The organism is Streptomyces sp. Isolate_45, from assembly GCF_024721315.2.
Taxonomy (GTDB): Bacteria; Actinomycetota; Actinomycetes; order Streptomycetales; family Streptomycetaceae; genus Streptomyces.
The window spans coordinates 1-15,520 of the sequence record NZ_JANFAK020000115.1 but is presented as its reverse complement, the minus strand read 5'-3'; the positions used below and the strand labels follow the sequence as shown (position 1 = coordinate 15,520).

The 15,520-nt window shown below is 71.2% G+C and carries 15 protein-coding genes; 13 read left to right on the top strand and 2 right to left on the bottom strand.

Going from position 1 to position 15,520, the window contains the following annotated elements; translation table 11 throughout:
- The first annotated feature begins 233 nt into the window (after positions 1–233).
- The 12 genes from NOD94_RS29305 to NOD94_RS29250 all read left to right on the top strand — a co-directional run bounded on the left by NOD94_RS29305 (position 234) and on the right by NOD94_RS29250 (position 11,160).
- Positions 234–722 (top strand): hypothetical protein, encoded by a 489-nt coding sequence (locus NOD94_RS29305; RefSeq protein WP_281209156.1) that lies wholly within the window; start codon positions 234–236, stop codon positions 720–722.
- A gap of 35 nt (positions 723–757) precedes the next feature.
- A complete protein-coding gene (locus tag NOD94_RS29300; protein WP_281209155.1) occupies positions 758–934 on the top strand; it encodes a hypothetical protein in 177 nt (58 codons plus the stop codon).
- A gap of 1,945 nt (positions 935–2,879) precedes the next feature.
- Positions 2,880–3,239, top strand: a complete 360-nt coding sequence (locus tag NOD94_RS29295) for a hypothetical protein (protein ID WP_281209154.1) — start codon at positions 2,880–2,882, stop codon at positions 3,237–3,239.
- Positions 3,240–3,253: 14 nt separating this feature from the next.
- Complete coding sequence (locus NOD94_RS29290; RefSeq protein WP_281209153.1) at positions 3,254–3,670, top strand: hypothetical protein; 417 nt, start codon at positions 3,254–3,256, stop codon at positions 3,668–3,670.
- Between the two features lie 103 nt (positions 3,671–3,773).
- Positions 3,774–5,861 carry a hypothetical protein gene (locus NOD94_RS29285; RefSeq protein ID WP_281209152.1) on the top strand — a complete coding sequence of 696 codons (2,088 nt, stop codon included), beginning with the start codon at positions 3,774–3,776 and terminating at the stop codon, positions 5,859–5,861.
- Positions 5,862–5,942: 81 nt separating this feature from the next.
- Positions 5,943–6,413, top strand: a complete 471-nt coding sequence (locus tag NOD94_RS29280; RefSeq protein ID WP_281209151.1) for a hypothetical protein — start codon at positions 5,943–5,945, stop codon at positions 6,411–6,413.
- A gap of 91 nt (positions 6,414–6,504) precedes the next feature.
- Positions 6,505–6,876: a hypothetical protein gene (locus NOD94_RS29275; RefSeq protein WP_281209150.1), complete on the top strand. Its 372-nt coding sequence runs from the start codon at positions 6,505–6,507 to the stop codon at positions 6,874–6,876.
- 71 nt (positions 6,877–6,947) lie between these two features.
- A complete protein-coding gene (locus NOD94_RS29270; RefSeq protein ID WP_281209149.1) occupies positions 6,948–7,481 on the top strand; it encodes a hypothetical protein in 534 nt (177 codons plus the stop codon).
- A gap of 24 nt (positions 7,482–7,505) precedes the next feature.
- Positions 7,506–8,177 (top strand): RNase adapter RapZ, encoded by a 672-nt coding sequence (locus NOD94_RS29265; RefSeq protein ID WP_281209148.1) that lies wholly within the window; start codon positions 7,506–7,508, stop codon positions 8,175–8,177.
- 127 nt (positions 8,178–8,304) lie between these two features.
- Complete coding sequence (locus NOD94_RS29260; protein ID WP_281209147.1) at positions 8,305–9,159, top strand: hypothetical protein; 855 nt, start codon at positions 8,305–8,307, stop codon at positions 9,157–9,159.
- Between the two features lie 273 nt (positions 9,160–9,432).
- On the top strand, positions 9,433–10,200 hold the full coding sequence (locus NOD94_RS29255; protein ID WP_281209146.1) for a ParA family protein: 768 nt from the start codon (positions 9,433–9,435) through the stop codon (positions 10,198–10,200).
- Complete coding sequence (locus NOD94_RS29250) at positions 10,201–11,160, top strand: ParB/RepB/Spo0J family partition protein (RefSeq protein WP_281209145.1); 960 nt, start codon at positions 10,201–10,203, stop codon at positions 11,158–11,160.
- Positions 11,161–11,323: 163 nt separating this feature from the next.
- On the opposite strand, the gene NOD94_RS29245 is transcribed toward NOD94_RS29250, so the two are convergent.
- Positions 11,324–14,455: a tetratricopeptide repeat protein gene (locus NOD94_RS29245; protein WP_281209144.1), complete on the bottom strand. Its 3,132-nt coding sequence runs from the start codon at positions 14,453–14,455 to the stop codon at positions 11,324–11,326.
- A gap of 9 nt (positions 14,456–14,464) precedes the next feature.
- A complete protein-coding gene (locus tag NOD94_RS29240) occupies positions 14,465–14,923 on the bottom strand; it encodes a hypothetical protein (RefSeq protein ID WP_281209143.1) in 459 nt (152 codons plus the stop codon).
- Between the two features lie 235 nt (positions 14,924–15,158).
- Between NOD94_RS29240 and NOD94_RS29235 the strand changes: the two genes are divergently transcribed.
- On the top strand, positions 15,159–15,520 hold a 362-nt coding region (locus NOD94_RS29235), incomplete at its 3' end, for a hypothetical protein (RefSeq protein WP_281209142.1).

Here is a 15,520-nt window from a genome sequence, read left to right as displayed (position 1 = left end):
GACCGGCACAGCAACGGCCCGCCCCCGAGGTAAGCGGGGGCGGGCCTGGTCATGACCGTACCGCGCCGGCTGCCCGGCCGGCCGCCACCTGAACGACCGCGAGGGCGGCCCCACCCCGGGGCCGCCCTCGGCACGTCTGGCGCTGCTGCTGTCGTCCCGGCCTGTCCCGGCCGGTGCGGCTGTCGAACCTCCAGACCCGCCCCCTCCAGACCAGCACCGTGAAGGAGCATCCCGTGAGCGACATCGCTACCCGCGTCACACAGGGCGTCCAGGCCCTGGCCGCAGACCACCTGCGCCGCGACATGTGGCAGGCCCAGCACCGGGCCGGCCTCCTCACCGACGCCCAGACGTACGAGGCCCTGGCCGACGCCATCGAAGCGGACCTCAAAGGCCGTGGCGTGGACGGCGACCTGCCGTGGTCGGCCGGCATGCGGGCCCGCAAGCGGGTCAAGCCCCTGCGGAAGGCGGCCCGCGCGATGCGCGAGGCCGCCGCCGCGATCGGCGGGACCGTCACCGCGTACGAGACCACCGACCCGGCCACGATCGCGCAGGCCCGCCAGGACAAGGCGCTGCGGAAGGCCGAACGGAAGGGCGCCGCGGCCGCCGCGTTGAACACCGCCACCGCGCGGGCCGTGGAGCGCCTGGCGCCCGCGCAGTCCGACGAGGAGGCCGGCGCACCGCAGGTCCTCGGGGACTACTTCAAGAGCCAGCGGAGGGCGTGATGCCGATCAAGGGGCTCACGCCCAAAGCGTCGTCCATGTGGGCCGAGAAATTCGAACGCGCCCACCAGGAAGGGCCGGAGGCATTCGGCCGGGTCTGGCTCGACTTCATCAAAATCCGTGCCCTCCAGCACGCGAGGAAGACCGGCGACCCGTCCGTCTGGAACGCCCTCTCCGCCACCCTCGACCGCTTCTACGACGAGCACTGCACGTAACCGTCATCGTCATCATCATCACGGCCGAGAGGGTCACTTGACGGGCCCCATCCACGCGTACTACGTACGTGTGCGAGCGGGCCCGTCTTCCCTCACTGGCAGTGACCAGAGAGGAGGGCCGGTGTCTGACACCGAAGGCCCCGGAAACGTCCTGCCGTTCAGTCGATCCGGGGTCATGGCACCCCCGGCGGCGGCATCCACCCCGGCGCCCCCGGCCCCCGTGCCGGCCGCCCCGACCGCGCCACCCGACCCGGTTCCCGTTCGAGTCTCGCCCTTCGACGCACCCCCCGCCGCGGTGGTGCCACCGCCCCCGGACCTGCTGCCGGCGACCTTCCGCTCGGAGGGTGTCGGCGACGTCGGCGGCGAGGGCGAAGGGCGCGGCGAGGGCGGTGGCGACGGCGCGGGGCCCCCGAGGCCGGGCGCGCTCAGCATGGCCGCGATTCTCGCGATCGCCATGGCCGCGTTCGCCGGGGTGCAGACCTGGATCCAGGAGTCCGGCCCTCGCCGGGCCGAGGCGAAAGCGCATCAACGGGAACTGGAACTGATGGCGGCGAAGGCCACCGCCGAGGCGGTGAAGGCCGAAGCCGGCATCGAAACCGCCCGTGCGAAGGCCGCTGTACCAACCGCCCACGAGTACGGCAAGAAGGCCACCGGGCGCGGCTCTGGCGGGCCGGGAGGCGGCTCCGGCGCCACGGGTCACAAGGGTGCCGGAACGGCCGCTGGTGGGGCGTACAGCCCCTCGGGCCGGGGTGGTGGGCCGAAGGATTCAGCGGCCAAAACCGGCGCGGGAAAGCCCGGTTCGGCCGCACCCGGCGGCACGGTCAAACCCGGTGCCGCAGGCTCCGGTACCGGCTCGGCGGGGAAGGGCACACGGCCCGGCGGCGCCGGCCCGGGTGGCTCGGGGAAGGGTGGCGCCCCCGACATCGGTCCGCCCCGGGCCCGCTCGGGCGGGTCCAGCGGGACCGGTTCGGGCAAGCGCGGCAAGTCCGGTGCCGGAGCAGGAACGGGTTCGGGCGGAACGGGAAAAGCCGGTGCCGGAGCAGGAACGGGTTCGGGCGGAACGGGAAAAGCCGGTGCCGGAGCAGGAACGGGTTCGGGCGGAACGGGAAAAGCCGGTGCCGGAGCAGGAACGGGTTCGGGCGGAACGGGAAAAGCCGGTGCCGGAGGAGGAACGGGTTCGGGCGGAACGGGAAAAGCCGGCTCGGGCACCGGGCCGTCGGGCGGCGCGCCCGTCGGTAAGGGCTCCACCCCGGTCGGGAGCGGCAGCACGGGCAGGACCACGCTGCCGGGTCGGATCCGCCAGATGATCCGGGACAAGTGGACGAAGCCGACTCCGGCGCAGACCCCCAAGCCCCCGAAGCCGAGCGGGCCGCCCGGCCCCGCCAACTCCAGCACGCCGCCGAGCGGGACGACGAGCACCACCCCGACGCCGCCGGGCGGCACCGCCGGAGCCAACCCGGGCGCACCCTCGGGACGGACGCGGACGGTATGGACGCGCACCACGGTCTGGACCTGGACCGCCGTCCGAACCGTCCACGGTCGGTGGAAGACGCGTCGGCAGGCCCATCGGGGAGCGCAGAACCCGCCGCCGCGCCGTCCCCGGCGAGGACCCACACCGCCGCCTCCCCCTCCCGGCCCGCCGCCGGGCGGGTGGGGTGCGCGGTCCTCGCCCTGGGACCAGCCGCTGAACGACGAACCCACGGTCGTCTACACCGTCACGCAGGACGGGCCGGCGAAGTCGAACCGGCCGCAGCCACCCCCGCCCCGGCAGCCCGCCGGGGCCGTCGCCCCGGCCCGCCCCGCACTACCCCGCGCACCACAGCGGCCCGCCGGCCGCCGTCCCTCCACCACCAAACCGAAAGGGCCGTTCCCCATGGGCTCCGCACCCGCTCGCACCGCCGGATCCGCCAGCGGCGGGTCTGCGCAGCACGCAACGGAAATCAATTTGGGCCGCGCCCTGGGCGCCCTGTCCAACCTCGTCGACGAGGGGATGGGGGCGCACGACGACGCCGACGGCCTCGCCCGGCAGGCCCGCCGCCTGCTGTCCCTGCTGGAAGACATGGCCGGCGACCTCGCCCAAAACCACAACGTCCGGGGCCCCAAGACGACCCGCGCCCTGAACAGCCTGATGGAGACCGTCCAGCAGCTCATCCGAACCGCCGCGCAGACGGCCGACGACGCACTCACCGCGGCCGAGGCGGCGGAGGCCGAGGAAGTCCTGATGGCCCGGCACTACCGGCCCGTGCAGACGGCGACCACGGACGCCGGCCTGCTCACCCCGTCCGCCCGTATCCACAACTCCTGAAAGGCCGATCACCCATGACCGCACTGGTACCCGCCGGACGTCTGCCCGCGAATACCGAAGGACCGGCCAACAGCTATACGGGGCTGGCTGACAAGCTGCGCGGCCTCCAGGCCGCCGCCGAAGCCCTCCAGGAGCACGCGAAGCTGCTGCAAGACCGGATGCGCCGCAACGGCCGCTCGGCCTCGGCCCTGATGGACCTGTGCGCGGCGGCCGGGGTCGCCACCAATCACACGGGCCGCATCGCCGACATCAGTAAGGCGTTCGGCGACGTCGCCACCGGAGGCGCCCGCATCGCCTCCGTCACCGACGCCATGGGCACCGCGGCGGGGAACGTCGCCGCACAGCACCGCACGGAGTACGGCGGTATCAACGCCGCCTCGACCTCCTCGCCCGTGATCCAGGCCAAGCCCGGCTTCTACCGGGTCGACTGACCGACCCGCACTCACCGCCCACTGCGGGGCCGTACCCGAGCGACCGGGTACGGCCCCGCCCCCTTCCCCCACACCCCCGCACAGCGACCGAGGAGTGAGACCGATGATGAGCCGCCTCCCCCTTCAGGCGAAGATCGAGCGGACCGCCTACGGGGTAGGCGCCGCGTGCCTCGCCGCCCTTCCCCAGCTGGACGACGGCGGGGTGAACGCCAGCGTGGCCGTCCTCGGCGGCGGCTGCGCCTGGTGGCTCTACCGCCGGGCCACCCGCTCCGACTTCCGCACGGCCCTGGTTGCCGCACAGCGCGGCTTGCCCGTGCTGACCGGCGCCGCCGCCTACGCGGCCGCGGTGACGGCCGACGGCGCCCGATGGTGGGAGTACGCCGCCCCCGTCGCATGGGGTGCGCTCATGGCCGCTTGGCTGCCCGTCACCCGTGCCTCCTGGACGCCGAGCAGCGCCGAACTGGTCCCGGCCGCCGGGCCGTCCGGGTTCGAGGCGGAGGTGGCCGCGCGGTGGGCGGCGTCGCAGGCCTCGCAGCAGACCCGCCTCACCGACATCGAGCGACTGCACCCCACCGGGAAGGACTTCACCGCCGTCATCGTCGCCCCGGCCGGCCTGCCCGTCCCGCGCCTCGACCTGGACGCAGTCGCCGCCGTCTACGACGTCCCCGCCGGCACGATCCACGGGCTGGAAGACATCCCCGGGAGCGGCCCCGGCCGCAAGCGGCTGACGATCACCCCCAGCGACCACAGCGGCGGGCAGACCTTCGAAGACCACTGGGCCGAGCGGGTCGGCGGCCACGACGGCGCGATCCCCCGCAGCCGCGTCACCAAGATCGTGGAGCACCCCGGCCGCGTGATGATCCTCGCCGAGGTCCCGTCCGGACAGGTCGCCACGATCAACCACGCGCAGCTCTGTTCGGCGTTCGGCGTCCAGGCCGCCGAGCTGCGGCTGATCGCAGAGACGGACGGCGGCTCGAAAGCCCTCGTAACTCTCTACGAGACGTCACCGCTCACCAGCACACGGGCCGCCACCCGCGAACTCCTGACGCCGGACGCTGACGGGTACTGGGTGATCGGGACCGCCCACGACGGGACCGACGTCTACGCCCGACTGTGGGATCCCAAGCTGGGCGCGCTCCACGGGTACATCGTCGGCGTCACCGGCTCCGGCAAGACAGTCGCCTTCGTCCTCGGACTGGCCGCCGTCGCCAACGCCGGCGGGGTGTCCTGGCTGGCCTCCCTCGACCCTGACGCGCAACTCGCCGCCGCCGGCGAGTACATCGACCGACAGGGGTCGGGCCGCCTCTACGCAGCCCGCGCCACCCGCGCCGCCGTCGCGCTCATGACGATCCGCGGTGAGATCAACGCCGAGGTCGGCCACGACTTCTCGGCCGCCTCCCCCTACCCGCTGCTCGCCCTCGACCTGGACGAGTTCAACGGCCTGTGCGACGACAGCGACGAGGGTCAGGAGATCGCCGCCAACGCGGTGGCCATCGGCGAGCGCGGCCGCAAGTACGGCATGGCCGTCACGTTCGGCGGCCAGACCCTGGACCTGGCCCGGATCGGCGGGGACCGCTCCCTCCGTGAGCAAACCCGCTCCGGTACCGGGGTGGTCCTGCGCACCGTCTCGGGGATCTCCGGCCGGCAGGCCACCGAGGGCATGCTCCCCGAGGGCGTCGAACTGGCCGACATCCCGATCGCCATCGGCGGCGGCCTCACCATCGAGGACCGCATGGACGGCATCACCGCCGTCCCGCACGGCGCCTCCACCGCCGGCATGGGCCACGTCCTCACCGGCGGCGCCCCACGCATGATGCGCATCCTCTACGCACACCTGCCGAAGGACGGCACCGCCCACAACCTCGACGACCTGTTCCCCGAGGGCGGGGGCGTCTTCACCCTCACCGCCCGCGAGATCGAGGCACTCGACGCGCTCGACCTCTACGGCGACTGGACGGCCCCGTTGACCGAGGCCGAGACGGCCGCCGCGCAAGCAGCGGCAAAGCCGAAGAAGAAGCCCACGGCCAAGGAACAGATCGTGGCCGTCCTCACGTGCGAGATGACCGCGAAGGAGATCCGCGAAGCCCTGCCCGACATCGCCGCCGGGACCGTCCGCAACGCGTTGTCGGCGGCGGTGGAGGAGGGCCTGATCTCCAACCCCGAACACGGGGTGTACGCCCCGCTGAACTGACCACCACCCCACCCGACCCGAGGGCGGGCCCGACACCACGGGCCCGCCCTCCCCCATACACACCGAACCGAGGAGCCGACCATGAACAACAACACCGACGCCGCCGCCCGTTTCGCGGCTGTATACGCCCTCCTGACGGCCGCTCACGAGGCCGGCGACTACTGGGTGCAGCGGGACGCAGACGCCGGCGCCAAGGGCCACGCAGGTCACGCAGGGAGGGCCGCGTGCCTCTGCCATGTCGTCTCGTACACGGCCACGCAGGCGCTCGCCCTCGGGGTCGCCGGGCAGTACCTCGGCCTGCGCATCACCGGCCGCCGCGCGGCGGCCGCCCTCGCCGTATCCGCCATCACGCACTACGTCGCCGACCGGTGCGCCGGCCACTGGCGGGAGACCGGCGACGACGCCCCGGCCCTGGTCCGCTTCGCCCACCGCTCCGGCAAGACGCAGTGGCTCCAGCGGGACCCGGGCGCCGGCCCGCTCCTCGACCAGGCATGGCACCGCGCATGGATCACGGCCGCCGCGGTCATCGCCGCCGGACGCAACCAGGCCTGACCCGCCCAACACCACCCCCGACCCCGGAGGGCGGGCCCAGCCGCACGGGCCCGCCCTCCGCCGTACGCCCCCGACCCACCAGGAGCACCACGTGACCGACCTCCCCGCCCTCGACCCCGCCCACCTTTATCGGCACGCCCCCGACCTCCTCACCGAGGCCGCCGAACTCCTCACTGTCTCCAGCCACCTCCTCACGCAGACCTTCGCAGGGGACCCCGTCGACGAGGAGTACGAGCGGGACTACTACCTCCGCCGCTCCGTCCAAGCGGACCGCGTCGCCCTCAGCCACCCCGGCCCCCGAACGCTGGAGACCGCCGAGGAGGCCGCCCGCACGCTCGCCGCATTCGACCGCATGCACCCGCACCTCGCCCCCACCGGCATCACCGTCCCCGACCAGGCCGCCACCGGCGACGAGGTCCGCGCCCACACCCGCGCCTGCTACAACGCCGCCCCCTGGACCTGACCCCACCGCAACGCGGGGCCGGCGCACACCACCGGCCCCGCCCACCCGCACCCGTCAGGAGCACCCCGCCCATGCACCAGCACCCGCACACCACCCCGGCCCCCACCCCGGTCCTCTACCAGCCGCAGCCCCTCGGCACCGAGCACCAGGCGCTCGTGCTCCCCACCACCGACCCGCGCCGCGCGCTGGTCCAGCTCGACACCGGGCACTGGGTGCTCGCCAACGTCCCGGCCGCGCCCCCCGTCATCGTCCCCGCCGCCCCCGAAGCAACCCCCCGCCGGCCCCTATCCGGCCTGGAGCGCGGAGCAATCACCGTCGTCGGCTCCATCTGCGCCCTGACCCTCTCCGCCGGAGGAGCCCTCGCCATGGCCGGCCCCTACCTCGCCCACCTCGCCTCCCTCGCTTTCGGGGCCGCCGCGCTCCTCGGCACGGCCGCCGCCGGCTGGGCCGCCCTCCGCCTCACCGGAGCCCTGTCCCGCGTCACGGCCCCGGCCGCTCGACAGACCACCGCGGCGACGTCGTACGTCACCCACGTCACGAACACCGTGTCGAGCAAGGGGATGTTCAGCCGCGCACAGCAGACCACTCACATCCACCAGGGCTGACCGCCCACCGACGAGGAGCAGCAGATGACCAGCACCGACCAGAAGCCCTCCGTCCTCACCATCGTCTCCTTCGGCTACGGCCACCAGGAGCACGCCCCGCCCGCGCACCTGACGCTCGACCTCCGCGCGCACTTTCGCGACCCCCACGTGCAGCCGGGCATGCGCGAGATGACCGGACGGGACCCTCAGGTCATCGACACTGTGCTGAGCACCCTCGGGATCCCCGCCCTGATCGCCGCCACCGTCCAGGCCGCCCGCGCGTACCTCGCCGGACCGTCCGCCGGCCCGCTCCGCATCGCTGCCGGCTGCGTCGGAGGCCGGCACCGATCGGTCGTCGTGGCGGCCGCCCTCGGCGCCGCGCTCGCCGACCTCTGCCCGACCGTGACCCACCTGCACATCGACAGGCCGGTCCTCGACCGCAGCACCCCGCCGCCCGCCCACGGGGCGGCCGACCCCTGGCGTAGCCAGTTGGTATCGCCGGCCCCCGTACCGCCCAGCTACCCGACCGCCGGGGGCGCCCGCACCGAGGTGATCGGCCCCGACCCCTGGGGTGCCTACCGGATGCCATGCATCGGATGCGGCACCGTTGATGACACCGGTGACATCAACGCCGACCATGCCGAGAACGCGGCACACCGCGCCGCCCACGATCACGCACAACACTGCACCCGACTGGCGCCGCCGGCCGGCCGATAACCCGGACGACCGGGCACCGCACGACCAGGCCCCCGGGCCGCCCTCAGCCCGAGGGCGGCCCGGGGGCCTTTTTTGTGTCCTGGTGACCACTGGGCCGTGTCGAGAGCGACGTCGGTACTGTCTGCCCATGACGATCCGACGCCAGCCTTTCTCCGCCCGCATAGGACTGACCGACCCTGAGGAGGAGACCCTCTATGAGGGTGTGCCCAACCACCTCGTGAATCCGCTGCGGACCTGGCTCAAGTCGGTGTTTTCGACGGGCCATGGGGCTCGACGAGAAGAGATTGCGCAGGACGTGGCGGTGAGGCTGCGGATCACCGTGCCTGCCAACCAATACGCGACGGTTTGGCTGGCAGGGTTCCACGAGGAGGACCTGCTGAACGTCATCGATGAAGTGCTGTTGGTGAGATCCCTGACCCGCTTCATGGGGCCGTCAGCTGCAACTGAACTGGAAGTGCTGCTGGCCCTGGGTGGGTCTGCGTATCGCGTGAACCAGGCTGGGGACGGCTTGGAGACCCGCGTGGCCTCGGAAGTCCGAGCAGCCGTGGATCAAGCCATCGCGGTCGCCGAGCAGGAAGCATCCTCCGGCTCTGCCGCCGAGCATTTGAGTACAGCGTGGAAGGCGGCCTACGGCCGCAACCCGGATCCTGGCCGCGCGTACAGCGAGTCAATCAAGGCTGTCGAGTGCGCAGCCCACTCGGTGATCCAGACCAACCACGGACGCGCCACGATGGGCACGATGCTGGGGGAGTTGGACGGCGCCCGCAGCAAGTTCGCCTTGGCGATCCCCACGCCCCCCGGAAAGGACCCCGTCGCGCCTATCGAAGCGATGATGCGGACCCTTTGGGACGGGCAGACCTCGCGCCACGGCAAGCAGACACCTACGAACCACGAGACCCTTGAAGCTGCCCGCGCAGCCGTGCATCTAGCCGCGGCCCTGGTCCAGCTCTTCTCGTCGGGAGCCGTGACCCGCAATCCCTGACACCCCGCCATGCGGCGGCCGCCATTCCGGGGAGTCGTCCTGCCAGGTCCCCGGGCCGCCCTCCTGCCAAGGGTGGGCCGGGGACCTTTTTGCGTTGTGCGGGCGGCCGTCCAGAACGGCCGAGTTTTACGGCCGTAAAACTTGCACATGAGATCCCAGTTTTACGGCCGTAAAACTCGGCCGCCCCAAGGGGGCACCGTTCAGATCATCTGAGAGGATTCGGACCGTCCATCCGAAGTACCGGGAGCCCCCGGGAAGTAGTCGGAGTACCACATGCCCTACATCACCGTGATGCTGAACCGTAAGGGCGGGGTCGGTAAGTCCCTGCTGACGGTCAACCTCGCCGCGATCTACGCCGAAATCCTCGGCTGCGCCCCCTACGAGACCGAAGGGGGGTCGGCCGGTGACGGACCGACCGTGGCAGTCGTCTCAATAGACCCCCAAGGCACGAGCATCGAGCACGCGGACAAGGTTCGGAAATCCGGTCGGCCTGTCCCCTTCCGCGTGGTGGACGCGAGCCGAAGCATCGACAAGCTACGGCGCCTCCGCCAAGCCAAGGCAGACATCGTCATCGTTGATACCCCCGGCTTCATGCCCTTGAGGGCAGAGGACGATGACGACGAGTCCCTCGACCCGCTCGGCGACGGCACCATCGGGGACGCCCTCCGTGCCGTGCTCGACGTCGCCGACGACGTCATCGTCCCCCTTGAGGCGGAAGGCTCGGCATTCAGCCCCACCAGGGTCACGGTGGAAAGAGTGCTCATCCCCCGCCAAATCCCCTACGGAGTCCTGGTCAACAACTGGGACCCCCGCGACGGAACGGCTGACCGCGACCGCACCATCAGCCTCGCCCAGCGCCGAGGCTGGGAGCTGTACAACGCCACCATCCGGCACTACAAGCCCCACACCCGGGGCATCACCAACGGCCGACTCTGCACCCAATACGAGTCCAACCACATCGCCACCAAGGCGAAAGGCGACTTCCTCGCCCTCGCCCTGGAACACCAGCTCCGCCGCCAGAAGCACGCAGGAGGCCGCTAGATGGCCAAGCACGATGAGTTCGACGACTTCTTCGAAGACGACGACTCCCCACTCGTCGACACGCGAGCCGACGGCCGGCTACTCCGCGTCCCCCTGAACCGGCTTGCTCCGAACCGCGTTAACCCCCGCACGGACTTCGGCACCGCCGACGAGCTCCTCGACCTCGGGAAGAGCCTGCGCCGCCGGCAGATCCAGGCCTGCCCCGCAGTCAGCCGCAGTGCGTACCTCAAACTGTGGCCCGACCACGCGGAGCACCTCGGCGACGTCGACTACGTCCTCGTCACCGGCGAGCGTCGATACCGCGGCGCCTCAGCTGCCGACAGCCCCACGTTGACCTGCGTGGTTGATGACGGCGCGGCCAAAGACCGTCGGACGTTCATGGAAGCGGTCGTCTCCGAGAACGTCGACCGAGCCAACTTCAACACCATCGAAGAGGCCTACGCCGTTCAGGCCCTGGTCGCCGAGTTCGGCAGCAACCGCGCCGTCGCCCAACACTTCGAGCGCGCGGACGGCTGGGTCACCCAACGAATCCTGCTCACCTACCTGGCCCCGGACGTACAGGACCTGGTGAAGGCGAAGTCCATGCCCCTCGACGCGGCACGCTCCCTGGGCAAGCTGGCCCGGGACAAGTCATGGAACAGTGCCGAACAGCTGGCATGGTGGCAGTCCGAACAACAACAGCGCACCGAGCTCTCCGCCGAGCGGTCCGCCGTTCGAAAAGCTGCGCAGTCCAAGCCGCCCAAGAGCGGAGAATCACCCGCGGAAAATTCGGGCGGCCGGTCCGTGCCGGAACAGCGTCCCGAACTGGCTGCGCTGACCTGGACCATGCCGCCCGAAGCTGTCGCCGAGTTCTCCGCCGTGTTCGCGGCAGAGGCCGCGGCGACGGGCGCCGCTCCCGAATCGGTGATGCTGGCAGCCCTGGACGCCCTCCGTCCCGCCCGCCAGGGCACCGCCACCTAACACCGACCCGCCTTGGTCGCAGGCCGGGCCGCTCCGGAACCCCGTACGCAACGGCGTACGGGGTTTCTCGTTCACTCGCATTCACCCTTTGGAGCCCGTAGGTCCGGTTTGGTGGCGGCGTAGCGTCACTTCCGGAACGGTTCTCGGCTTGCCTATCCATCACCTAGACATCCTCGCTGCGCCCCGCGAGCAGCACGCCGAGGTGGGTAGCGGCGTCGGTGTCACCGGCCTCTGCGGCTCGCCGGCACAGTGCTTCGGCTTCCCTATAACGCCCTGCCTTGGCGAGCAGGACGCCAAGCTTTGTGGTGCCATCGGGGTGTCCGGCGTCTGCGGCTTGCCGGAACATCTCTTCGGCCTCTTCGCTCCGCCCTGTTTTGGCGAGCAAGATGCCGAGGTTGATGGCGGCGTCGGGGCGTCCGGTGTTCGAAGCTCGCCGGAACATCTCTTCGGCCTCTTCGTTCCGCCCCGTTTCGGCGAGCAGGATGCCGAGGTTGATGGCGGCGTCTGGTTGTTCGGCGTCTGCGGCTTGCCGGTACTGCTCTTCGGCCTCTTCGTGCCGCCCCATCCTGGTGAGCAGGACGCCAAGGTTGAAGGCGGCGTCGGGATGTCCGGTTTTTACGGCTTGGCGGAACATCTCTTCGGCCTCTTCGTGCCGCCCCATCCTGGTGAGCAGGGTGCCGAGGTTGATGGTGGCGTCGGGTCGTCCGGTTTTTGCGGCTTGGCGGAAGATCTCTTCGGCCTCTTCGTGCCGCCCCATTTTGGCGAGCAGGACGCCGCGGTTGGATGCGGCGTCGGGGTGTCCTGCGTCTGCGGCCTGCCGGAACATCTCCTGGGCCTCTTCGCTCCGCCCCGTTTCGGCGAGCAGGGTGGCGAAGTTGAAGGCGGCGTAGGTGTTTCCGACGTCTGCGGCCTGCCGGAACATCTCCTCGGCTTCCTCGGTCCGCCCCAACTCGGCAAGCAGGACGCCGCGGTTGGATGCGGCGCGGGGGTGTCCTGCGTCTGCGGCCTGCTGGAACATCTCCTCGGCCTCTTCGCTCCGCCCCACCCTGGCGAGCAGGACGCCGAGGTAGAAGGCGGCGTCGGGGTGTCCTGCGTCTGCGGCCTGCTGGAACATCTCCTGGGCCTCTTCGCTCCGCCCCGTTTCGGCGAGCAGGGTGCCTCGGTTGAAGATGGCGTTGGGGTGTCCGGCGTCTGTGGCCTGCCGGAACATCTCCTCGGCCTCTTCGTTCCGCCCCATCCTGGTGAGCAGGACGCCGAGGTTGAAGGTGGCGTTGGGGTGTCCGGCGTCTGCGGCCTGCCGGAATTGGACTTCGGCTTCCTCGTTCCGTCCCGACTCGGCGAGCAGGGCGGCAAGTTTGGTCGTGGCGTTGGGGTGTCCGGCGTCTGCGGCCTGCCGGAATTGGACTTCGGCTTCCTCGTTCCGTCCCGACTCGGCGAGCAGGGAGCCGAGGTTGGTGGCGGCGTCGGTGTGTCCGGCGCTGGCGGCTTGGCGGAACATGTCCTCGGCCTCTTCGTTCCGACCCGTTTCGGTGAACAGGATGCCGAGGTTGATGGCGGCGTCGGTGTGTCCGGCGCTGGCGGCTTGGCGGAACATGTCCTCGGCCTCTTCGTTCCGACCCGTTTCGGCGAGCAGGACGCCGAGGTTGGATGCGGCGCCGGTGTGTCCGGCGCTGGTGGCCTGGCGGAACATGTCCTCGGCCTCTTCGTTCCGCCCCCATTCGGCGAGCAGGACGCCGAGGTTGGATGCGGCGCCGGTGTGTCCGGCGCTGGCGGCCTGCCGGTACATGTCCTCGGCCTCTTCGTTCCGCCCCCATTCGACGAGCAGGGTACCGAGGTTGTACGCGGCCCCTCGGTTCCTGGCGCTCGCGGCCTGCCGGTAAAGCGCCTCGGCCTCCTCGCACCGCCCCGTTTTGGCCAGCAGGGCTCCGAGATTGACGACAGCGTCGGTGTCGCCGGCGTCTGCGGCTTGCCGGTATACCTCCTCGGCCTCCTCGTCATGGCCTGCCTGGGTGTGCAGGACCCCGAGGTTGAATCCGGCGGCGGGGATGCGTGGGGCCAGGGGGCGCCAGGCGGCTTCGGCGATGTGGGGTGCTGTGGCCACGGCGTGGACGCCGATTGTGAGCTGTTCCTCGTCGTCGGTGGCTTGTTGGAGGGCGGTTTGCCAGGCGTGTTCGGTGACGGGGGTGGTGGTGTGGTCGGGGAGGTAGTCGAAGACGCCCCAGGTGTTGGGGTCGTTGGTGGGCAGGAGGAGGCTGGTGGCGCCGTAGCGTCGGCGTGCTGCCCAGGCCAGGCCTGTTTCGACGGGTTCGGGGCGTAGGAGGGGGTCGTCGGGGAGGTAGTGCTGGTGGAGGGTGGTGAGGAGGGTGGTGGGGTATGGGGGGCGGAGGCCAGTGCGGGTGAGGTCGACGGCGGCGGCGACCAGGGCGGCGCCGCGGGGGTGTCCGCCGGGGCGGGTGGCGTTGCGCCATTCGGTGAGGAGTGCGGGGCCGGCGGCGAGGTATTCGGCGACTCCGTAGGGGCCGTGGTGGGTGACGGCGTCGATGATGCGTGGGTCGTCGCAGTTCTCGGCGCGTGTCAGTTCCTCGGTGCTCCATCGGCGTTGGAGGTAGAGGGGATCGGTCTGTTTGAGGACGCGGGCGCCCGTGCCGGAGGTGCGAAGGCCGGGGGAGTCCTCCTGGTCGGATTCGCTGCTGTGGGGGGAGAAAGTGTCGTAGTGGCGTAGTTGCATGGTGGCCAGCACGGGTGTTTTGAGGCGGACCAGTTCGGCGAGTACGCCGGCTTCGAGTCCGTCGGGTGTGAGGAAGCGTTCCAGGTCGTCGAGCCACACGACGCACCGAACGGCGGTGGTGGTCAGGACGTCGACCGCGATGACCAGGTCCGGACCGGTGTCCGGGGCCAGCACCCGGTATCCGGCCAACGCCTGGCACGCGCGAACCGCGTGGTGGGCGGCCCGGGTCTTGCCCGCGGTGGACTCACCCAGCACCAACACCAGGCCACCCGACTGGGTGGCCTGCGTCAACCGCACCCGTAGTTCTTCGTCGGCGTCACGGGCCACATAGGTGGGTACGGCGTCGCCGGTGTCGTCCGGGCGGGCCCGATGCGCCCCCGCGGTCAGGGCTTCCCACTCTTCCACCAGCGTCCAGCGCTGCGGGTTCTGCAGGTAGGCCGGGACCCGCAGGCCGGTCGTGGTGATCGTCATCGGACCCGAAATGGCGCCCGCGGTGATGACGTAGTCCTGATGGCCCCCGGTGATGCTGGTGCGGGCAACATCACTTCCGGAAAGGTTCTCGGTCACGGCCGGACTTCAGCTGTCGGACTGGCCGGGCTGCGGTGCTGGCGGGGGCGCGGGCTGCCCGAAGTGCATCCCGCCGGACACGTCCCGGTTCGTGATCACGTAGCCCTGCGTGCCACCCGAGATGTGAGTGGAGGAGTTACCCGATCCGGTGGCCGGGACCTCCTGCTGCGCCTGCTTGTGCCAGGCCTCCAACGCGGCGGCGAAGCCCGCGTCGGCCCCTGCCCGATGGGCCAGCGCGATGGACAGGAGCCGCGCGCGATCCTCGTCCCTGGGCTGCTGTTCCAAGGCCGTCAACTCCGCCTCGGCCGGCACCAGGTCCGTTCCGACCGCCGGTACGTCCGTCCCCTGGCCGTCCTGACCCCGCCACCGTCGTACCAGAGAGACCAGGCCCTGCCACGACTGCCCACCCGCAGCCCCCGCCGCGCCCGTGGCCAGCGCCAACAACAGTGCCGCCGATACCGGTTCCATGTCCCGCCCCTAGGAGAAGAGTTCGTTGTCACTCCACCGTAGGTCTTTCCCCGGGCCACCGCCGGTGGATCCTCGTAGCAGGCCATGGACGGGCGGAAGAATCTTCCGCCGTGAGACGGCCTGGAACCGGCCCTGCGATCCCACCCCCGTACGCCTCGGCGTACGGGGCTTCTTGTGACGGGGCATGTCGTTTACCCGGTACGGGCCCGTGTGCCCGGATACGGGAGGTGTGGGGATGTACGGGGAGTTGTGGGCGTGGGCGGCGGAGCAGCCGGCGCGGGCGGCGGTGGCCGCCGCGTTGGTCGGCCTGCCGGCCCTGGGGGCGCTGGCACAGCAGCGTCAGACCGGGCAGAAGAAGACCGGCGGGGCCCCGACGTCGGTCGCGTCCGGCGGCGGGGTGCTGGCGCGGTTCCTGACGGGCCGGGACCTGCGGGCCGGTGAGCCGTCCTCGTCGGCGAGCTGGTGGTGCGCGGGGGTGGATGTCGCCCGGGATCGCACCGCGGCCGACATCGGCGCCGAGGCCGCAGATCGGAAGAGCGTCGTGGAGGGAAAGACTGTTACAGCAAGTTTATATCTCGGTGGTGGCCGTATAATTAA

Coding starts and splice junctions, on each gene's coding strand:
- NOD94_RS29260 (WP_281209147.1), top strand. CDS start 8,305: ATGACGATCCGACGCCAGCCTTTCTCCGCCCGCATAGGACTGACCGAC.
- NOD94_RS29270 (WP_281209149.1), top strand. CDS start 6,948: ATGCACCAGCACCCGCACACCACCCCGGCCCCCACCCCGGTCCTCTAC.
- NOD94_RS29255 (WP_281209146.1), top strand. CDS start 9,433: ATGCCCTACATCACCGTGATGCTGAACCGTAAGGGCGGGGTCGGTAAG.
- NOD94_RS29300 (WP_281209155.1), top strand. CDS start 758: ATGTGGGCCGAGAAATTCGAACGCGCCCACCAGGAAGGGCCGGAGGCA.
- NOD94_RS29265 (WP_281209148.1), top strand. CDS start 7,506: ATGACCAGCACCGACCAGAAGCCCTCCGTCCTCACCATCGTCTCCTTC.
- NOD94_RS29290 (WP_281209153.1), top strand. CDS start 3,254: ATGACCGCACTGGTACCCGCCGGACGTCTGCCCGCGAATACCGAAGGA.
- NOD94_RS29240 (WP_281209143.1), bottom strand. CDS start 14,923: ATGGAACCGGTATCGGCGGCACTGTTGTTGGCGCTGGCCACGGGCGCG.
- NOD94_RS29280 (WP_281209151.1), top strand. CDS start 5,943: ATGAACAACAACACCGACGCCGCCGCCCGTTTCGCGGCTGTATACGCC.
- NOD94_RS29285 (WP_281209152.1), top strand. CDS start 3,774: ATGATGAGCCGCCTCCCCCTTCAGGCGAAGATCGAGCGGACCGCCTAC.
- NOD94_RS29250 (WP_281209145.1), top strand. CDS start 10,201: ATGGCCAAGCACGATGAGTTCGACGACTTCTTCGAAGACGACGACTCC.